This is a genomic window from Parcubacteria group bacterium, assembly GCA_016181765.1.
Classification (GTDB): domain Bacteria; phylum Patescibacteriota; class Patescibacteriia; order UBA2169; family UBA2169; genus CG10-46-32.
On sequence record JACOYR010000001.1, the window covers coordinates 72693 to 91488 of the forward strand.

Annotated in this window: 15 protein-coding genes and 1 tRNA gene; 4 read left to right on the plus strand and 12 right to left on the minus strand. The window is 57.5% G+C overall.

What is annotated here, in order from left to right; all coding sequences use genetic code 11:
- Positions 1–25 precede the first annotated feature (25 nt).
- Positions 26–3655, minus strand: a complete 3630-nt coding sequence (locus HYT31_00400) for a glycoside hydrolase family 9 protein (GenBank protein MBI2050248.1) — start codon at positions 3653–3655, stop codon at positions 26–28.
- Between the two features lie 392 nt (positions 3656–4047).
- On the opposite strand from HYT31_00400, the gene HYT31_00405 reads away from it, so the two are divergent.
- Positions 4048–5001: a carbohydrate kinase family protein gene (locus tag HYT31_00405; GenBank protein MBI2050249.1), complete on the plus strand. Its 954-nt coding sequence runs from the start codon at positions 4048–4050 to the stop codon at positions 4999–5001.
- Positions 5002–5056: 55 nt separating this feature from the next.
- On the opposite strand, the gene HYT31_00410 is transcribed toward HYT31_00405, so the two are convergent.
- The 6 genes from HYT31_00410 to HYT31_00435 form a co-directional block, all read right to left on the minus strand.
- Positions 5057–5130: transfer RNA gene (locus HYT31_00410), tRNA-Gln, on the minus strand.
- Positions 5131–5143: 13 nt separating this feature from the next.
- Complete coding sequence (dnaX, locus tag HYT31_00415) at positions 5144–6697, minus strand: DNA polymerase III subunit gamma/tau (GenBank protein ID MBI2050250.1); 1554 nt, start codon at positions 6695–6697, stop codon at positions 5144–5146.
- Between the two features lie 141 nt (positions 6698–6838).
- Entirely contained in the window at positions 6839–7423 is a 585-nt protein-coding gene (locus tag HYT31_00420; GenBank protein MBI2050251.1) for a hypothetical protein, read from the minus strand.
- A 144-nt stretch (positions 7424–7567) separates the two neighbouring features.
- Entirely contained in the window at positions 7568–8212 is a 645-nt protein-coding gene (locus HYT31_00425; protein MBI2050252.1) for a hypothetical protein, read from the minus strand.
- A 76-nt stretch (positions 8213–8288) separates the two neighbouring features.
- A complete protein-coding gene (locus HYT31_00430) occupies positions 8289–10790 on the minus strand; it encodes a type IV secretory system conjugative DNA transfer family protein (GenBank protein ID MBI2050253.1) in 2502 nt (833 codons plus the stop codon).
- Entirely contained in the window at positions 10780–11319 is a 540-nt protein-coding gene (locus HYT31_00435) for a hypothetical protein (protein MBI2050254.1), read from the minus strand. The genes HYT31_00430 and HYT31_00435 overlap by 11 nt, the downstream gene beginning before the upstream one ends.
- Before the next feature lie 84 nt (positions 11320–11403).
- Between HYT31_00435 and HYT31_00440 the strand changes: the two genes are divergently transcribed.
- The gene (locus tag HYT31_00440) at positions 11404–11649 is read left to right on the plus strand and encodes a hypothetical protein (GenBank protein MBI2050255.1); all 246 of its coding nucleotides are present in this window, start codon (positions 11404–11406) and stop codon (positions 11647–11649) included.
- Between the two features lie 5 nt (positions 11650–11654).
- Positions 11655–11933 carry a 50S ribosomal protein L27 gene (gene rpmA / locus HYT31_00445; protein ID MBI2050256.1) on the plus strand — a complete coding sequence of 93 codons (279 nt, stop codon included), beginning with the start codon at positions 11655–11657 and terminating at the stop codon, positions 11931–11933.
- A gap of 47 nt (positions 11934–11980) precedes the next feature.
- On the opposite strand, the gene HYT31_00450 is transcribed toward rpmA, so the two are convergent.
- The 4 genes from HYT31_00450 to murA all read right to left on the minus strand — a co-directional run bounded on the left by HYT31_00450 (position 11981) and on the right by murA (position 16644).
- A complete protein-coding gene (locus tag HYT31_00450; GenBank protein MBI2050257.1) occupies positions 11981–13612 on the minus strand; it encodes a CTP synthase in 1632 nt (543 codons plus the stop codon).
- A complete protein-coding gene (rplI, locus tag HYT31_00455; protein MBI2050258.1) occupies positions 13605–14054 on the minus strand; it encodes a 50S ribosomal protein L9 in 450 nt (149 codons plus the stop codon). The genes HYT31_00450 and rplI overlap by 8 nt, the downstream gene beginning before the upstream one ends.
- Positions 14055–14070: 16 nt before the next feature.
- Positions 14071–15306 carry a S41 family peptidase gene (locus tag HYT31_00460; protein MBI2050259.1) on the minus strand — a complete coding sequence of 412 codons (1236 nt, stop codon included), beginning with the start codon at positions 15304–15306 and terminating at the stop codon, positions 14071–14073.
- A gap of 75 nt (positions 15307–15381) precedes the next feature.
- A complete protein-coding gene (gene murA / locus HYT31_00465) occupies positions 15382–16644 on the minus strand; it encodes a UDP-N-acetylglucosamine 1-carboxyvinyltransferase (GenBank protein ID MBI2050260.1) in 1263 nt (420 codons plus the stop codon).
- Between murA and HYT31_00470 the strand changes: the two genes are divergently transcribed.
- A complete protein-coding gene (locus HYT31_00470; protein MBI2050261.1) occupies positions 16645–18090 on the plus strand; it encodes a PEGA domain-containing protein in 1446 nt (481 codons plus the stop codon).
- Here the strand turns inward: HYT31_00470 and HYT31_00475 are convergent.
- The gene (locus tag HYT31_00475) at positions 18034–18777 is read right to left on the minus strand and encodes an NTP transferase domain-containing protein (GenBank protein ID MBI2050262.1); all 744 of its coding nucleotides are present in this window, start codon (positions 18775–18777) and stop codon (positions 18034–18036) included. The two genes, HYT31_00470 and HYT31_00475, sit on opposite strands and share 57 nt — an antisense overlap.
- Positions 18778–18796 lie beyond the last annotated feature (19 nt).

The window sequence follows — 18796 nt, forward strand, 5'->3', positions numbered from 1 at the left end:
GCTCCTTGGCGGCGTTCACTAAACATTACCGGCTAGCTCCGCTGTGCAGTATGGCGCGAATTGTGTCCCAGTCAAATGCCGAATCCGGCATTCGGTTAAAAATCTCCGTAAATAGAGGCAATCCACTCTGCTCCTGCGCAATGTTCCGCTCCGGCGGGCGCACGCCATAGGACATAATGACAATGGCCGCATCATCCGGTTCCTGATCGCGGCTTGAGGGGCGCAAATAAATTTGCTCAAACCTGCTCTCGGCGAGGCCCTCGCGTTCCGGATTGCGCCGTGAGGGCCAGCGGCCGTTCGCGATTTTGATCACGTCAACCCAGTCCTCGTCCGATTGCGGCGCATGGCCGTACGCTTCGGTGAATGATTGGATCACGCCTGCGCGCTCGCCCACGCCGAGCGTTTGTGTGGCAGGCGTGCCATAGGCGATGAAATCAGCAATGCGGTCCGCCTCCCCAACCGGGGCTGGCGCGCTCCCCGGCCTTACGCGCGTTGCGGTTGCGAGCGTGGTTGCTTCGTTCCCGGAACCGGACGGACTCGCAAGCAGGGCCGCGAGCTGGGCATGGGGGGCCTGCACCTCCCACACTGAAAATTCATTGGTCACCACGAACGTGCGGATATCCGCGTACCTGCGCATGAGCGGCCGATCCGCGAACGCGGGATAGAACGCGGCAGCTCCCGGCTTATAGTATTCGTACGAAGGCAGCGAGCGCGTGGGGCCGAACACTGGAATTCCGGGAATCGGGCCTTTCCCATCTTTAATAAAGCTTAAGCTGTCCAGATGCAGCGGCTCCTGCACGGGCCGGGACCCCATGCCCGTGAAATACACCCTGCCGTCCGGGTTGCCGCCGAGCGCATAGTCCATAGTAAGGCTTGCGGCGTCAAAATACTTTTGCGCTTCATCCGCGGAAAGCCCGCCCATCTGGATGCGCGCGTAGATGGGGTCCAAAAATTGACCCAAGACAACGCCCATACCCCAGTCCGGATTATCCTTGCGGGCGGACCGGTGCGCATGCTTTGTATTGGCAACGCTCTGGTACGCTTTTTCGGCCTGTGATGAGAGCTGATTGTCGGACGCGTCAAGCAGCCTGGCAAGCGGGGTATCGCTTAAGAGGTAGCCTAAAATGTAATTAGGCTGTGTGCGGTCGTTGTTGAAATAGTCTCCCAAATAAAACTGGTCCTCGCTAAACCGCGAGAACGCGCCGTACGGGCCGATGCTCTCCCAGGATGAAGCAAACCGGTTCTCGTACCGCGAATCACCGGTGAGCCGGAAGAGCTCGCCGGACGCGTACAAGAGATTGGTGTTGCTCGCGCCGTTTTCCGCCGCATACTCGTACGCGGATGTGGCGCGCACCAAAAGCCGGTTTGCGCGGCCCTGGTCATACGGCGCAACCAGGCGAGATGCCTGCGCGAACAAGCCGGCAACGCGCGCCGTGTGGTTTGCATCCGTGCCATAGGTCCAGTACGGAAGCTCGTCCTGGTGCGCATAGTAGATGCCCACCGGGTGGCGGTACGATTCAACCCCCATGCGAACGCCGCCGGAAGGCTCCTGCAGCTGCTCCCATCCGGCAATCCCCCAGAGCGCTTCATCCAGAAGATCCGGAATGTTGTTTCCCGACTCGGGAATGGAGAGTGTACCGTCCGAAAATGCATCGCGGTTGATTTCAAACGCGCGCATCAGGAGTTCCGGCACGGCGACGTGCATGGGGCGCTGGTCAAAGTCTCCGGCATCGTGGTACCCCCCAGCAAGGGTGCGCTGCTCGGTTTTGGGGGTGCGCGCGGAGTGGAACGCGGTTGCCTCCTTTTTGTCTGACGTGTACACAATCAAATGGTCCGGCGAGCGGACATAGGTGTTGTCCGTGTATGCGGGCGCCAAATCCCCGCCCCAGCGGTTGTAGAACAAGCCGCGGATGATGGTGCGGTACGATTCATTGGAGGCTTTCTCGGATATGCGGGTTGGCCACGAAACACCGACGCCCGGAATGCGCACGCGGTAGATTGCCTCGTCCGACGCGGGAACGCTTGAGAGATTAATCTCCCGCACCTCGCCTCCGGCATCGCTGTCATGCGCTGACCGGAGCGCGAGGGAAATACCGCGCGCCGCGGGCGCACGCGCCGCGAGCGGATCAGCGCTTTCAACAAGCACATCCGCGGCCTGTGGAAACCCGGAGAGCGGAAGCGCGCCGCCATCCCCCATCCAGCCCGAAACATACGCCCACCGCGCCTCGGCGGCCGGGTTGTAGGCAACCTGGTTCAGCTGGATGACCGGGGTTTCCAGGTACTGGTCCGAGAAAGGCAGCATAAATCCCAATTCGCGGGGTCCGCTTACGCTCAAAATCTCGGGACTGCCTATGGGTTCGGCAAGCGCCAAAAAGATTCGGTGATCAACATCAACAACAGTATCGTTGTACGTTTTGCCAAACCCAACCTCGTAGTCGGGCTGGCTTACAGGAACTGAATCGCGGAATACCTCCACAACCTCAATCGCGCTTCCGTCCGCCCGCGCTACGCCCCAAGGCCCCTTCTGCCACGCGGCACCGGTGTTGCGTTTGAGCTTTTTCCCTTTATACTCGGTACCCTCATTCGCGAGCACGAGCATAAGGATGTTCGGGCCGTACGCGTGCACCGCGCGCAGGGGCGTGGCAAGCGATGCGCGCGGGCCGCCCACGGTGCGGGCGTGGATAACGCCAGAGACGCGCGCACCGTTTGACGTTGCTTCAATGCGAACGAACACATCAACCCCTGCCGCGAGCGGGCCGATCGTGTACTCATTCGCGTCTCCGGAGAGTGTTGCAACCGCCGCCCCGAGCGGCAGTTCGCCTCCCTGGATCAGGGGGGGCTCGGGGCCTGCGGCAATGCGGATCTCTTCAGCGCCGGAGATGCGCTCCCATCCGAGCGTCACTGAAAAGGATGTTGCGTCTTTCACTGAAAGACCGCGTATCTCATTCGGCAGTGTTGCGCGAGCCAGGCTCTCCATCTGGCTCGGCAGCGTAATCAAGGAGGCATCTCCGGTTTCTGTTTGTTCCGCGGGGTCGGGCCCGTCGGCTCCATCCTGCCCGCCTTGTCCGCGGCTGTCCCGCGCATCGCGCACCGCCCGCACGTCATCAATGTATATCCGAAACCCCGCGGGCGGGTCAGTAGCGCCGAAGTAGATGATTTCCACGCGCTCAAGCACCGGCTTTTCGGTGCGGAGCGCATCAATGGGTATGCGCACGTCGCGGTACTCGGTGGTGAGTTTCCCGCCCTGGATGTAGGGGTCCAGTTTTACGGATTTGGTAAAGTAGGGCCAGCCGTAGATATGCGCCGTGGCAACCACTCCCTCAACGCTTGCTCTGGCGAAAAAGCGCAGCTCATCGTATTCGGAAATGTCCAAGCGCCAGGACGGAAGGCCTTTGAGCCCGAGTCCGGCCTCGTGCCACTTGTCCGGAGCTCCAGCAAAACTGGCCATACCGGCATGCGGCGCTACAGTGTCCGCAGTTCCGTAGTGGTATTCGGTTCCCGCAGTCTCGCCGTCCCACAAGAGGAGCGCCTCAAGCGGCGCGTCCTGGGCGCGCGAAACACTGCCCCCGAGCATAACAAGCGGCGAGAGGGCCGTAAGTATGGTCAGCAGGATGATTGGATGTGGATGGGTGGTGCGCATAGATGCATAAATCATTCAGCGTGCGTATACTAAAAAACACGCCCAAATGTGGCGTGTCACCAAACCTTTCTTGCTCTCGGTTTACGGTTATGACGATCCGGATCCGTTCAGTGCGTTCCTGTTCCTATGCAATGTATTCATGTCGTAACGCCGTGCTTCCCTCATACTATGAGTTGCGGCTTGGCAACACTTTGATTGGCTGTGGATAACCAGGCACACACTGTATGCCTGCCATACCCCACAACAACTCGCAAAAAGGTGTTTGATATCTGTTTAATGGTACTACTAGAGGCAGTATACACCATTTTTTGCCCTCTGTCAAGGCTAGGAGCCCATATCTAAAAAATCAGCGTTCTGGTAGAATACAAAAAAGCCACCGCAACAAGCTAATATCATTCGCTCCTGGTATGAGCATCATTGTCACCGGATCAGTGGCGTACAACCATATTCTCAACTTTCCCGGACGCTTCAGCACACGCCTGCACCTGGATGATGTTCACGTTCTGAACGCATTCTTCTACCTGGACCAGAGCCTCACCATGCTCGGCGGGTCCGCGGGCAACATCGCCTATACGCTCAAACTGTTCGGAGAAGAGCCGCACGTCATCGCCGCCGTGGGCCGGGACTTTGAGCGCTACCGGCATCGGTTTGAGTCACTGCAGATCAGCACCCGCCAAATCCAGGAATTCAAGGATGAGGCCACGGCGAGCGCAACCATCATCGTGGACCGCGACGACAACCAGATCATCGCCTTTTTGCCGGGCGCGGCGCGGCACTGCATTGAGCTGGATGTGCCGAACGGGTCCCAGAGCCGGGATGCCCTCCTCATCATCATCGCGGCCGCGCCGCCACAGGTCATCGTCAAGCGCTGCACCGAGGCGGTGCGCCTCGGCATCCCGTATATCTTCGCGCCCGGATCCGCAATCGGCGGCCTCACTAAAACCGAGCTCCGGGACGGGTACCGTTCAAGCCTGGTAAGCATGTTCAACGACTACGAGTGGAAAGAGTTCCAGGAGCGGGCGCGCAAAGACCTTCCGGCCATGCTCCAGCACGGCATTACCGTGGCCATCACGCGCGGCGAAGCCGGATCCATGATCTACACCAAGGACCAGGAGTACTTCATCCCCATCGCGCGGCGCGACAAAGTGATAAGCCCGTTCGGCGCCGGGGACGCGTACCTGGCGGGCTTGGCCTTGGGCGTCGCGCGCGCGTGGAACTGGCAGGACGCCGGGCAGGTTGCTTCGGTTGCCGCATCTTTTGCCGTTGAAACCTTCGGCCCGCAGGAGCACATGTTCACCCTGGACGCCTTTAACCGGCGCTACCACGCGAGCTACCAGCAGAAGAGCCCGCTGGAAACGTAATTCCCCGCATACCCAAAAACACCTCCCCGCAACAAGGAAAGGTGCTTTTTGATTATGGCTCGGGGACAGGGATTTGAACCCCGATTACCAGGGCCAGAACCTGGCGTCCTACCATTAGACGATCCCCGAACAGTAAGAAATCTTAATTCAATATCTCCGCGCCCTGGAACACTTCCAGTACGGCCTTCACCAGATCATCCTGCTCCCGGGGCTCTTTCGTGGCTTTCAAGCGTTCCTGCACGGTTGGCTGGATGCGGTATGAGGTACCATACACCTCTTTGATGATTGTTTCAACTGTCTCGCGGTTTTTGAGCTCCAGAACCTTCTCCTGCTGCAGGCGGTACTTGAACGCAAGCTCCAGGGTGTTTCCGTTCACCTGCACCGGCTCGGCAACCCCGAGCACAAAGTTCAGGGCCTGGTTTTTGTTGCGTGCCTTGGCCAACACCTCGCCCCAGCCGTCCAGGATTTCTTCCAAAGAATGGGTCGGTTCGGTGTGTGATGGGACAGCGGGGATTGATGGCGCTGGAGGCGGCGATGAAATAACAGCCGTTGAAACAATGGCGCTGGATTCAGTTGTTTTTGTTTCAGCCAATTCTTTTTTTGGCTCTTCTTCCCCGCACAAGAGCACCGCGGCAAGCTCCAGGGCCAAGGACGGCATGTCCGGCGCAAGCTCTGAATCATGGGACGCGCGGAGCAACTCGGACGTGATTTCGCGCAAGCGCTGGCTGTCAGTTTGTCCGGCCAGGGCAACGAACTCTGTGATTTCATCTTTGGAGTAGTGAAGCTCAAGCCGCTTTTCGTCCCCTGTTGCCGCGTACAGCACCAGCTGCCTCGCATACTCAAGACAGTTTGCGATAAAAAAAGTGAGGTTGATTCCCTGCGCTTCCAGCGCCGCAAGCAATTCCAGCGCCGTGTGGGCATCTCGGTTGACGAGCGCCGCGAGGAAGTTGAGAGTCTCACCGAACGGCACCTTGGGCAGAAACAGGCTCGCGTCTTGGGCGGTGATTTCTTTTTTGCCGATTGAGAGGATCTGCCCGAGCAAGCTCTCCGCGTCCCTCAGCGAGCCCGAGCTCCGGCGCGCGATGTCCACAATCACCGCATCATCCATAACCGCTTTTTCAAGCGCGAGCAAGGCCCGCAACCGCTCTACAATCTGCGCAAGCGGCACTAAGCCGAAGCTGAAGTGCTGGCACCGCGAAAAAATGGTGTCCGGAATCTTTGCGAGTTCCGTAGTCGCGAGGATAAAGATAACATGCTTCGGCGGCTCTTCCAGGGTTTTCAAGAGCGCGTTAAACGCCTCGCGCGTGAGCATGTGCACCTCATCAATGATGTACACCTTGTACGGCGAGTTCGCGGGCGCGTACTTCACCATTTCCCGCAGCTCCCTAATTTCCTCTATCCTGCGGTTTGAGGCCGCGTCAATCTCTATGAGATCCTGGGCCCTCCCCTGGTTGATGGCTTGGCAGGACGCGCACGCATTGCACGGCTCGCCTGACGTTTTGTCGCGGGAAGAACAGTTCGCGGCCTTGGCCACGAGCCGCGCCAGGGTGGTCTTGCCGGTTCCGCGCACGCCCGAAAACAGGTACGCATGGGCAAGCGCGTTGGCCTTGATCTGCTCGGTGAGGATGTGCTTGATGTCATCCCTGCCAATGACTTCGGCAAAGGTCTTGGGGCGGTAGGTTCGGTAGAGCGTCATGGGATTAGTGTACCCAAAAACACCCCGCCGATCAAGAGGTGTGCAGGGGTCGTAAATTTCATAGCGAGAATGATGGAGCGAAGCGACCCTTCGGAGCGAAGAAATTTACGACCCCGAACACCTAATAATCACGCACTGGCGCTATAATAAATCAGCCGTTGCCCTATCCAGGGCATCCTGGCGCACTGCTTCCGGGGCCTCCTCCTGGTACGAACCAGCCGGCTCAAGTTGTTTGATGATGTTCTCAACCGCTGCCCAGTGGGAAAGCTTGTCCGAGGGGACGAGGATCACCACCTCATCGCCTACCTCGCCCTTGAAGTATGTAATGGACGCGGAGAGCACCTTGTAGGAATTGCCGCTTGCCATCACCGCGTACTCGCCCGTGTCCTCGTCCTGCATCAGGGCGCCCCTCTGCCGCTTGCGCTCAACCGGGCCGATCTGCTTGTACAAAAACGACCCGTCCGGGAGGATGGTGAGCTTGAGTATGTCGCCCTCAACGAGCTTTGATTTGGACGCGTAGTTCGGCGGCACGGAGTAGCTCTTGCCGTCGTTGCCCTGCATCTGCACGCCGTCAAACACGCCCTCAACGATTTCGCCCTCATCTTCGGCAGAAGTTCTGCGCGGCCGCACAGAAGTGAGGGATGAGATATCCACATTCTGTCCGCTCTGCACCTTTTCAAGCATCTTGGTTGCGGTCTCAATCTGCTTCTGGGCGCGCTGAATCATCTGTTGTAACAGCGCAATTTGGTTTGTTTGTGCCATTTTGATTTTTGTTACAGAGGAAGTATACTGCCGTGAAATGACGTCGCTCGGCCGAAATGAGCGCAAGCGCTCATTTCTCCCTCGCTAGTCATTATAGCACAAAACACATTAGGCGGCAATCTCCGAAAACCGTATGTCTTTTCCCATAATACTTCCCTCGGGATTTTTCCGCGCTTCCTCGGGGGTTGGTTTGCGCGTCACGTGCACATCATATCCCGCTTCTTTTGCAAACCCTTTTACTTCCCACTGCACGGCCCGGCCCATGGTGTTGCTATAAACCATCACGGTCCGCGGAACCTCAACCACGGTGATGGTGCTTTCCGAGGCATTGATGCGCCTGATGAGCCCCGTCACATTGCTGTCCTCATACCAAGTGCCCGCGTGATATTTGGCCACATCCGAAGATTTCAGGTCCCGCTCCGTGCCAATGCCGGACCCGGAGCGTTCAATGGCTGCTTCCGGAGCAGCTTCCGCGCCTGTCCCGTTCTCTAACAAGCGCGCGCCTGAAAACCGCTCAATGCTCCCTCCCTCGCTTCCGTGCGCGTTTCCAGCTGCATCCAGCAACTCAAACATGACGGACCCGCCCCGAGAGTCAAACTCTCTAATACGTACGGTACTGGGTTCTCCTCCACTGACTGAAGGCAACTCATAGGTCTCTCCCACCCGGAGTATTAGGCCGTCGGACAAAGTAACTTCCTGCGGGGCAGATCCAACCTCAAGGTCTTCTGGGGTGGGTCCTCCGCGTTCTGGCATATACATAGAATTAAAAAATTAATCCAAGTTGCTCTATTCGTAGTATACCACAATAACAAGCCGCGTAAAGCGCTTGCTAAAGCGATTTCTTGATTTCCGCTTCCATCTGTTCGTCAGCTGATGGCGCCTTTCCGAGCTTCAGGCGGCCCGCAATGTCAGCCTCAATCTCGGCGCGGCTTGAGCCGTACGCGTTCCGGGACGCTTCTCTGATGGCCGCGGCCCGCTCCGGACTGCCTTCCGAAGGCGGGTACGTGGACATCTGGAACGGCTTGGCAGACGCGTTGTCTATCAAGAGTTTGACATACGCCTGGTACTTGTCAATATTGATGCAGTCATACTCGTTGAACACCGGGGCAAACTCTTTGGCAACTGTTTCCGCATCCTCTACGCCGATCTTGAACGAGATCACCGTGCCCACGTTCCCGAACACCGCGTCCTTGATCTGGGTGTTGCCTTTGGCGTCCACAAGCTGGCCGATGTACTGGTGCGAGATGATGAGGTTCAGGCGGTACTTGCGCGCCTCGGACAAAATCGTTGCGATTGAATCAGTCACGAAGTTCTGGAACTCGTCTATGTACAAATAGAAGTCGTGGCGCTCTGCTTCCGGCAGTTCAGCGCGGGTCATGGCAGCCATCTGCAGTTTTGAAACGATGATCAAGCCCAAAAGCGCGCTGTTCACCTCCCCGGTCTTGCCTTTGGCCAGGTTGATGAGCAAAATCTTTTTGTTGTCCATCACGTCCCGAAAATCAAACGCGCTCCGGGCTTGGCCGATGATGTTGCGGAGCATTTCATTTTCCACGAACCTGCCCACCTTTGAGACGAGGTACCCGAGCATCTCGGACTTGTGGAAGTCACTGGTCTTTGCCATTTCCTGCTCCCAGAAGGACCGCACGTTCGGGTCCAGGAGCTTGGATACCTTGTATTTCTGGAATTCCGGGTCCGTAAACATGCGCGGAATGTCCACGATCGTGCCCGGGTGTTCCTTGTCCGCCATCAAGGTGAGCATCACGTTGCGCATGTTGTGCTCAAACATGGGGCCGATGACTTCCGGCGGGAACAGCTTCTCAAAGATGCGGATCATGTCCTGCACCGCAAAATCCTTCTGCGAATCATCCTTGTACTCAAGCATGTTCAAGCCCATGGGCCGCTCAAGGTCGCTCGGGTCAAAATAGATGACGTCTTGAGCGCGGCTTTCGGGAACGTATGACAAGACCGCATCAACAAGGTCCCCGTGCGGGTCAATCACGCACACGCCGCGGCCCTCCACAATGTCCTGGCGCGCCATGTTCGCAATGAGCACACTCTTCCCGGTGCCGCTCTTTCCGATGAGGTAGAGGTGCCTCCTGCGGTCCTCTAGCTTGATGCGCACCACCGTGTCCTCCCCGCGGTACGTATTGTGCCCGAGGATGAGTCCTTCCGTGGGCATGTTCACCGGAGCAGCGGCCTGCTTTGCGGAGAGCCAGAGGATGTTGGGCGTTTCCGCGGAGGGCAGGGGGAAGTGGAACAGGGACGCCATTTCCGCAGTGTTCAAAATAATCTGGGAGCGCTCGCGGAAGTTGCGGTAGATGAAGTCGTTCAGAAACCGCTTCAAGTTGCGCGGCTTTTTGCGGATGAATCCATTGCCGTACTCATAGCCCGCGTACTGGCTGAAGGAATCCGCAATCGCGGAAAGGGCCGCGTTCGCGATTGATTCGTTCCCTGTCGCAACTACAATGCGGATGTTCGCCTCAAAGGCGCTCTTTGCGCTCTTCTCCTGGATGCGCGAGAGCGCTTCCTCCTCAAACTGGGAAATAGTCTCTTGGTGGCGGCCCATGCGCTCCAGTTCCTCGGGGCTTTTTTTGCGGCTGTGGATGATGGTCCGCATGGCTGTTTTTGCGGGGCCGTGCCCTGCGAGCTTCACGGCATCGCTCAACTTCTTGCCGACCCGCACCTCGCGCGAAAGCTGGCTCGCCGCCGCGTGCCACCGCGGGTGCGCGCTGCGAAGGACAAACTGTATGGCAGCGCCTCCGTGCGCGTCATCCCGAAACTTTGAGAGGGAGTTGGTGAGCGCGTTCAGGGGGTCAAACTCCATCTCCTGGTAATTTTTGATGGGAAAGTAGTATGATTTTTTAAATCCGAGCGCGCACGCGGCAATGGCGCACTGGGGGTTGAAGATGTTGTAGTCCTCCCGCTCCTCTATGAACGCGTCCGGAGCTTGAGCCTGGATCTGCTGCTCCACAAACTGGCGAAGCTCCTGCGGCACCGTAACGTAGAACGAGATCACGCCCTCATCCGCCACAATCTCAAACGCGAAGTGGTCCTTTCTGCCGAACCAGAACGCGTTCCACCCGCGCTCCGCGCGCAACCCGGCAAGATTTGCCATGAACGATTCAATGGGTGCAATCATCTGCCGTATCTCGCGCTGCCGGCTTAAATCTTCCACTTCCAAGGACTCCTTGGGCAGGAGCACGCGCAACGTAACCATGTCAAAGGGATTGAACCGGTTGGCGAGGCGGCGCGTAAAGATGCGCCCTACAAACCCGAGCGGGGTGAGCGCGATAATGACGAGCCCGAGCCAAAAGTAGAGGTTAAGCAACATAGGTGTCCGGCCGCGACTTGCGCGCGATTGCCATGATTCTGTCGGTCTTGCGCTTGGATTCCTGCTCCAGGAAAAACTGGTTGACTCCGGGGATCTTCGCGAGCCATGAGCGCAGGATCTCAAGCACTTTCTTGCTGATGGATTTCCCGCTCTCAATGAGCTCCTCAATTTTTTGGGCCGCAACCTCTCCCTCGTACTTCACCGCTGCCTGCACTTCCGGAGGGAGCGCCGAGTAAATGCCCTCAAGGTTTTCGGACATGATCTTTTCAACATCAATCAAACGCTCGGACTTGGTAGTCGGCGTTTCCACGCGCTCCTCAAGCGGGCGTATGTGTTGGCTCACCGAAGGGAGCCGCGGCTTGTGCGGCTGCTCTTTGCGGGGTTCAGCCCGGGACTCTTGTTCGCGTTTGGGCTCTGATTCCCTGGCTTCTTGCCCCTGCGGTGATTGAACTTCCTGCGGTGAAAGGGTCAGCCCAGCTCTTTCAGGCGTGATTTTTGGTATTTCTTTTGGTTTTAACAAGTCTACCATATTGGATAATTATACCACTTTTCGCTGAACTTGACCAAAAGCATATGCGGTGATATACTCTTGAAGTATTCTTAAACAAAACATATGCCGAACACAGAAGTCACGCTAGAAGCAATCCGCAGAGTCGTCAAAGACGAAATTCAACCCATCAGAGACGAAATGAGGGAATTCAAAAGTGAAGTTCTCAACAGAGAAGACCGTATTATGCACGAATTAAAGGCAATACGGGAAGAACAGTCAGCAACCGCGCACCGGGATGACGAACAGGATAAAGAAATCAACCATCTTAAAGGCAGAGTTACCACTATTGAGCAACGCGTTAGCATTTAAATGTTATGGCACATAAAAAAGCAGGTGGTTCATCCACTAATTTACGGGACTCCAAGGGCCAGCGCCTCGGAGTCAAGCTCTACGGCGGCGAGCACGCAAAAGCCGGGGCAATCATCGTGCGCCAGCGCGGCACCCGCTACTTTGCGGGGGAGAACGTAAAGCGCAGCCATGATGATTCCATCTTCGCGCTCAAAGAGGGTTTTGTCGCGTTCAAGAAAAAGATGAAACGCGGCTACGACGGCAACCTCAAGCCCCGCGTTGAAGTGAACGTGGCCGCAAAGTAATTTTGACGCCCAAAAAGCCCCGGCATTCGCCGGGGCTTTTTGATTTGCTATCTCCGCTTCCTCAAGCTCGCTTTCACAAACTCGCGGAACAGCGGGTGCGGTTTGAAAGGCCTGGACTTGAATTCCGGATGAAACTGCGTGCCCACGAAAAACGGATGGTTTTTGAGTTCAATAATTTCCACGATCCGGTTGTCCGGGCTCGTCCCGGAGATCACGAGCCCCGCCGCCTCAAGCCGCTTGCGGTACGCGTTGTTGAACTCATAGCGGTGGCGGTGGCGTTCGTCAATCCTGCTTTTTCCATACGCCTTTTGGACTTTTGAGCCGCGCACGAGCTTGGCGGGCCAGCTGCCCAGGCGCATAGTTGCCCCATAGTCGCGCGCCAGGAGCTTTTTCTCCTGGTCCGGCATGATGTGGATGACTTGATGTTTGGCGCCCGGATCCTGCTCTGCCGTGGTTGCGCCCTTGATGCCCGCAACGTGGCGGGAAAACTCAATGGTGGCAAGCTGCATGCCATAGCATAAGCCCAGGTACGGAATGTGGTGCGTGCGCACGTACTTGATCGCGGAGATAATGCCCTCAATGCCGCGCGTGCCAAACCCTCCGGGGACAATGACCCCGTCAAATTGCGCGAGCTCTTTTACGGCCTTGGGGTCTTTTTCATAGTCCTCGGAATCAACCCAGGTAAAATTCGGGCGCACGTTCGCGGCCCAGCACGCGTGCTTTGCGGCTTCTATCACTGAGATGTAAGAATCAGCCAGCTCAAAATCCCCGGTGCCGAAATACTTGCCCACCACCGCGATTTTGGCCTCGCGCTTCAGGCGCCTGATCTGGCGCGCCAAGGCGCGCCACTCCTTCATATTGCGGCGGCGCGGCGCCAATCCAAACGCTTTCAAAATTTTTTCGTCCAGGCGCTCTTTGGCGAAGTTGACCGGCACGTCGTACACGGACCGCACGTCCGGCGCGCTAATGGCGTTCTCCGCGCTCACGTTGCAGAACGTGGCAATTTTCTCGCGCCGCTTTTTGTCCAAGGGCTGTTCGCTCCGGCAGATGATAAAATCCGCCTGGATGCCGGCCCCGTTCAGGGTGCGCGCCGCGTACTGCGTGGGCTTGGACTTCATCTCTCCGACCATGGGCGGAATGGGCAGATACGACACCAGGGCAAACAGCACGTTCTCGCGGGCTTTGAGCTTCATCATGCGCGCCGCTTCCAAAAAAAGCACGTTCTGGTACTCTCCTACGGTTCCCCCGATTTCAACTATCACAAAGTCGCTCTTGTCTTTTTTCACCACCAGATTGATGCGCCGCAAAATCTCATCCGGAATGTCGGGCACCACTTCCACGTCTTCGCCGCCGTACTCCAAATTGCGCTCGCGCCGGATCACCTCCTGGTACACCTGCCCGGTCGTGATGTAGTGCAGCCGGGTGGACACCTGGTCCACGAACCGCTCGTACGTGCCCAGGTCCTGGTCCGCCTCAATGCCGTCGTCCCCCACAAACACTTCGCCGTGCTCCGTGGGACGCATGGTGCCGGCGTCAATGTTCACGTACATGTCGCACTTGATGATGGAAACGCTAAAGCCGCGGGACTGCAAAATTTTTCCGATACTGGCGCTCGCAATGCCCTTGCCCACGGAGCTCATCACCCCCCCGACTACAAATAGATACCTGGTGTTAGTCATTACGCGCAATATCCACGATTATGGTTATAGGCTCTCCCGCCCCTAAGTCTACCACAACCTCATGCTTGCCCAAAGTCTTGAGGTGGTGGACAAGTCGGATAGCCTTTGGGTCTAGGACCAATTTCTTGCGTTTGGCGATTGATTCAGCGATTTCCTTGGGCCCGATGCCCCCGAATAAATGGCCTTCCTCGTTGGCCGGAGCCCGGATGAGGATGGTTTGGCCCTCAAGCGCGCCACGGATTTTGTTCTTGGCCGCATCAGACTGTTCCCGCTTGGCTGCCCGCTTGTGGCGGACCGCCTGCGCGTGGGCAATCGCATCAGCCGTAGCCTCCCGCGCCAACCCCTGCCCAATGAGGAAATTCCTAGCATACCCGGGAGCAACCTCAACAATATCCCCTGCCGCCCCAAGATTATGAACTGGTTTGATAAGTATGATTTTCATACGTGATGACGCACATCTATTTCCGCAAATATTCCAAAGCCCTGTCCATCTGCGGATCCTTGTCCTCGCCGAAATCTTCTTCGGAAAGCTCAACCACCTCGTCCGGAGCAATGCCCTCCTCATTGATGGACCGGTTCTTGGGGGTAAACCACTTAGCCACCGTAAACTTGACGCTGGAGCCGTCCGGCAGCTCCTCCAGCACCTGCACCGACCCCTTGCCGAACGTCTGCTCACCGATGACGCGGCCAAACCCGTAATCCTGCAAGGCTCCGGCGACAATCTCGGAAGCAGAAGCGCTGCCGCCGTTCACTAAAACCACAGTGGGAATGCCCGCAAAGAGCGCGCTGCCGGTTGCCGCGTACGTGGTGGACCCGTCCACCGAGCGCTCAATCACCACGGTCTCCCCCTCGGCAATCCAGGCGCTTGCCACGTCAATGGAGGTCTGCAGAAACCCGCCCGGATTGTTCCGCAGGTCAAAAATGATGCCTTCCGGATGCTCGCTCACCACCTCGCGCTGGATCGCCTTGAACGCGCGCGTGGTGTCCGCGTTAAAATTCCGCATCGTGATGCGGGCGATTGAACCCTCTTCCATCTGCCAGGAAACGCTCTCTATTTTAATGGTGTCGCGGACAATGGCGATATCAAACAAATCGTCCGCGCCCTCGCGCGCGATGGTGAGCGTCACAGTCGTGCCCTTCTCGCCCCGGATGCGGTTCACTGCCTCATCAAGCGTCAGCTCCGCGGTTCCCTTTCCGTCAATTTGAGTGATAACATCCTGGGCTTTCAGGCCCGCGCTTTGGGCCGGGGATCCGGAAAGGGGCGCCACCACAGTCAAAAGGTCATGCTTGATGGCGATTTCAGCGCCAATGCCCTCAAACCGGCCGTTTAATGATTCGGTAAACTCTTCAGATACCTGGGGCTCTAAAAACACGGAGTACGGGTCATCCAAAGCAGCCACCATGCCGCGCAGCGCTCCATAGAAGAGCTTGGTTTCGGAAACGGGCTGGTCCACGTACTTCCCGCGAATTAACCCCCAGACCTGGGTGAACAAATCAAAGTCAACGTCCTTTCCCAGGTACTCCTTGACCTCGCTCGGCCGGATGGTGACTTCACCGGACGCAATCGGTTCGCCTTTTTCGTTCACCACCGTGATTTCGCGCTTGCTCTTTCCCGCATAAAAGCCGCCCGCAAACGCGGCGGCGATGATAGCCACGCTGATGAAAATGATTTTGTATTTTTTCAAAAAAAGCATAAGTAAATTGATGCGCGGTTTGATGCGCTTGATGTGTGGCTGCGCCTGCGGCTATTGTAGCACACCCTGAACCATCTACTCAACCCTCGTAATATCCGCACCCAAGAGCCGCAAGCGCTCGTCTATTTTCTCATACCCCCTATCAATGATTTCAGCGCCCTTGACCATGGTGCGCCCGGATGCAACCAAACCCGCGATAATGAGCGTTGCGCCGGCGCGCAGATCAAGGCTGTCAAACGCGCCGCCGGAGAGCTGGGTAGGGCCGGTGATGAGCGCTGTATGCGAGTCTTTGATCTCCGCCGAAGCGCCCATGCGCCCGAGCTCTTCCACATACCCCAAGCGGTTTTCGTACATGGGGTCTTGGATGCGGCTCTCGCCATGCGCCTGGGTTGCGAGCACGCCGAACGGGGCCTGCAGATCAGTCGGAAACCCGGGGTGCGGGGCAGTGATAATTTCAAATCCTTTGAGGCCGCCAGCCGAACCTCTCACCCGCCACTCGCTCCCGCTCTCGGTGATGGATACGCCTGCCTCTACCAGCTTCTCTTTGATGATTGAGACATCCCGGGGGACCACGGGAGCGATGGCAACTTCCCCGCCGCACAAGGCTGCAAGCACGGCAATGGTGCCGATTTCAATCTGGTCCGGGATCAGTTCAACATCAACGCCTTTCAGGTTTTTTGATCCTTTGACGGTGATGGTGTTGGTCCCGGCGCCTGTGATCTCGGCGCCCATCTGGGAGAGCATAGCGCACAAGCACGCCACGTGCGGCTCGCGCGCCGCGTTCGTGATGGTTGTTTCATCCGGAATGCTCGCCGCGAGCATGAGCATGTTTTCGGTTGCGGTCACAGACCGCTCAATGAGCTCAACTTCACCGCCTTGCAAAAAATCGCCGGTAATGGTATAGTATGCATCTTGCCCACGCGCAACAGAAGCTCCCAGCGCTTCAAAGCCTTTGAGATGGGCATCCAGGGGCCGGTTGCCGATGTTGCATCCCCCGGGCTCGGGCATGCGCACGGTACCGAGCGCCCCGAGCAAAGGCCCCATAAAAAGCACGGACGAGCGCATGCGCTTGGTGAGCAGATAGTCCATCTCATGTTTTTTGATATCAGGTGTTGAGATGGTGGCCGTGTGCTCATCCTCCCAGGCGACGCGCGCGCCCAGATCTTCCAAAATCGCGAGCATGTGGCTAATGTCCGAGATTCGCGGTATATTGCGGATGCGTGAAGGCTCGGCCGAGAGCAGGGTTGCGGCGAGCGCGGGCGTGGCCGCGTTCTTCATTCCCTGCACGCGCCACGCGCCCGAGAGCTCTCTCCCCCCATTGATGATGAATGTTGGCATATGACGTTAACTACCCGGAGAATCCTCTATAGTACATTTGCGGCCATCTTCTTCCTGGCGGCTCCGCCGCTCGTCTTGTATACCGCGGGATTCCGGTATGATTTTGAGTACCGCCGGGTCGTTGAAACCGGCAGCCTCGTGGTTAAATCCGACCCCTCGGATGCAACCGTGCGCCTGAACGGCGAACTGCGGAAAGAACCCACCCCAACAATCATTAATACTATACTACCTGGAAAAATAAAGCTACTCGTGGAAAAGGAGGGGTACCACTCGTGGGAAAAGGAGATAGAAATCAAGCCCCGCGTTACGAGCTTTGAGGAGGACATCACCTTGTTCGCCCAAAGCGCTCCGGAGGCGCTCGCGGGAGAGGCAATAACGCAGTACTGGTGGAACCGGAATCAGGATAAGTTTGCCTACGCAACAACCGGGCGCACCCTGCGCCTCTTTAACGCGCTCAACCAAAAAGATGAGCTCATCGCGAACCTGGGACCCATCGGCAGCACTGAACTTTCCTGGTCCGAGCACGAAGACGCGTTCTTCTTCACGCGGCAGAACGGACGGGGGAAGGAAGAAGTTATCATCGTAAACACCGGGTCTCCGGAGCGCATCATTCCGGTGGCAAGCCTTGCGAGTACAGCGGTTGGGCAGATCCAGTGGGACCCCAAAACCAGGGCATCCTTGTACGCCCGAACCCAATCCGGGGCCATCGTGCGCCTCAACTACCTGCTCGCAACCGAATACCGGGTCGCGGACGGCCCAATTGCGAGTTTTCTCGCGGAAAAAAACAGGATCATCATGATCTCCGAACCCGGAAGCGGCAACAGCCTCTCCCAGCTCTCCTGGATCAATCCAACTGACCAGGGAACCGTGCACCTGGTTCCGGGCGCGCCGCGGCGCCCGGGCTACCGCATCATCCCAACCAACTCACAGTATATAGCTCTCGCGCGCCCGGAAACGCGCGAACTCATCATCATTGACCCCACCGTCAAACAGGGCACGGCAATCGCGGAACCAGTGGCCATCTCCGGGGTGGTTGAGTACGTGTTTGCCGAGAACGGCAGCGCGGTGGTGTACTCGGACGGGTTTGGCATGTACGCGCGCTCTCTCACCACACCGCTCTCCGTGCTCCCGGCCGCGTACGAAAAGAGCACCCTGGTAACGCGCTACTCAAAACCGGTCCGATCGCTCGCGGTCTCTGCGGACGGCCGGCACGTATTCTACATGGTTTCCGGCGAGCTCCGGGTGAATGAGGTGGCCGCAGCAAGCGACCCGCGCTCAACCACCCTGCTTTCCTTGTCCGCCGAAGAGGCGGGGGGCGCACCCGAAATAAGCGGCCTTAGGTATGATGAGCTAGGCAACGCGCTCACCTTTATTGGCGCAAACGGCACATTACAAACGCTCGCCCTCTCCCGAGAGGACAACCGAGCCTTCCCGTTTGGCAATTAAGAGGTTCGCTTCCAGGAGCGAATCAAAGGTTCCGGCATCAAGCCACGCGCCGCTTACGGCGCTCACCGTAAGCTCGCCTTTTTGGAGATAAAAATTATGGAGGTCAACGATCTCGTACTCGCCGCGGGCGGATTTGGCGAGATTTTTTGCGGCAGCTACCACGCGGTTGTCGTAGAGGTAGAGCCCGGTCACGGCGTAGTCCGAGATATGCTCTTTGGGCTTTTCCACGATTTGTTCTGCAACGCCCGCTTCGCTGAACTTGACCACCCCGAACCGTTCCGGATCAGGCACCTTTTTGGCGAACACGTGCCCGCCTGTTTTGAACCCTTTGATCTGTTCCGAGAAATCATCCTCAAAAATGTTGTCCCCGAGGATCAGGGCAACCGAATCATCGCCGATGAAGTTCTCTCCGATGGCGAACGCCTGGGGCAGGCCTTCGGGATTGTCCTGGATTTCGTAGGTGAACTTTGCGCCCAACTCGCGGCCGCTACCGAGCAAGCGCAAAAAGTCGCCGGCCCGGTCCGGCGCCGTGATAATGAGGATTTCCGTAATCCCGCCCCGCATGAGCGTCTCCAGCGGGTAGTAGATCATGGGCTTGTTATAGATGGGCAAAAGCTGCTTTGACGTAACTTTGGTGAGCGGAGAAAGCCGCGTCCCAGAGCCTCCTGCCAGTATAATTCCTTTCATAGTTCTAATTGTCATCCCG

Bases quoted from the DNA above. Each gene is read 5' to 3' on its own strand.
- HYT31_00400 (MBI2050248.1), bottom strand. From the start codon at position 3,655: ATGATTTATGCATCTATGCGCACCACCCATCCACATCCAATCATCCTG.
- rpmA (MBI2050256.1), top strand. From the start codon at position 11,655: ATGGCACATAAAAAAGCAGGTGGTTCATCCACTAATTTACGGGACTCC.
- HYT31_00420 (MBI2050251.1), bottom strand. From the start codon at position 7,423: ATGATTCAGCGCGCCCAGAAGCAGATTGAGACCGCAACCAAGATGCTT.
- HYT31_00405 (MBI2050249.1), top strand. From the start codon at position 4,048: ATGAGCATCATTGTCACCGGATCAGTGGCGTACAACCATATTCTCAAC.
- HYT31_00450 (MBI2050257.1), bottom strand. From the start codon at position 13,612: ATGACTAACACCAGGTATCTATTTGTAGTCGGGGGGGTGATGAGCTCC.
- HYT31_00440 (MBI2050255.1), top strand. From the start codon at position 11,404: ATGCCGAACACAGAAGTCACGCTAGAAGCAATCCGCAGAGTCGTCAAA.
- dnaX (MBI2050250.1), bottom strand. From the start codon at position 6,697: ATGACGCTCTACCGAACCTACCGCCCCAAGACCTTTGCCGAAGTCATT.
- HYT31_00430 (MBI2050253.1), bottom strand. From the start codon at position 10,790: ATGTTGCTTAACCTCTACTTTTGGCTCGGGCTCGTCATTATCGCGCTC.
- murA (MBI2050260.1), bottom strand. From the start codon at position 16,644: ATGCCAACATTCATCATCAATGGGGGGAGAGAGCTCTCGGGCGCGTGG.
- HYT31_00425 (MBI2050252.1), bottom strand. From the start codon at position 8,212: ATGCCAGAACGCGGAGGACCCACCCCAGAAGACCTTGAGGTTGGATCT.
- HYT31_00475 (MBI2050262.1), bottom strand. From the start codon at position 18,777: ATGAAAGGAATTATACTGGCAGGAGGCTCTGGGACGCGGCTTTCTCCG.
- HYT31_00460 (MBI2050259.1), bottom strand. From the start codon at position 15,306: ATGCTTTTTTTGAAAAAATACAAAATCATTTTCATCAGCGTGGCTATC.
- rplI (MBI2050258.1), bottom strand. From the start codon at position 14,054: ATGAAAATCATACTTATCAAACCAGTTCATAATCTTGGGGCGGCAGGG.
- HYT31_00470 (MBI2050261.1), top strand. From the start codon at position 16,645: ATGACGTTAACTACCCGGAGAATCCTCTATAGTACATTTGCGGCCATC.
- HYT31_00435 (MBI2050254.1), bottom strand. From the start codon at position 11,319: ATGGTAGACTTGTTAAAACCAAAAGAAATACCAAAAATCACGCCTGAA.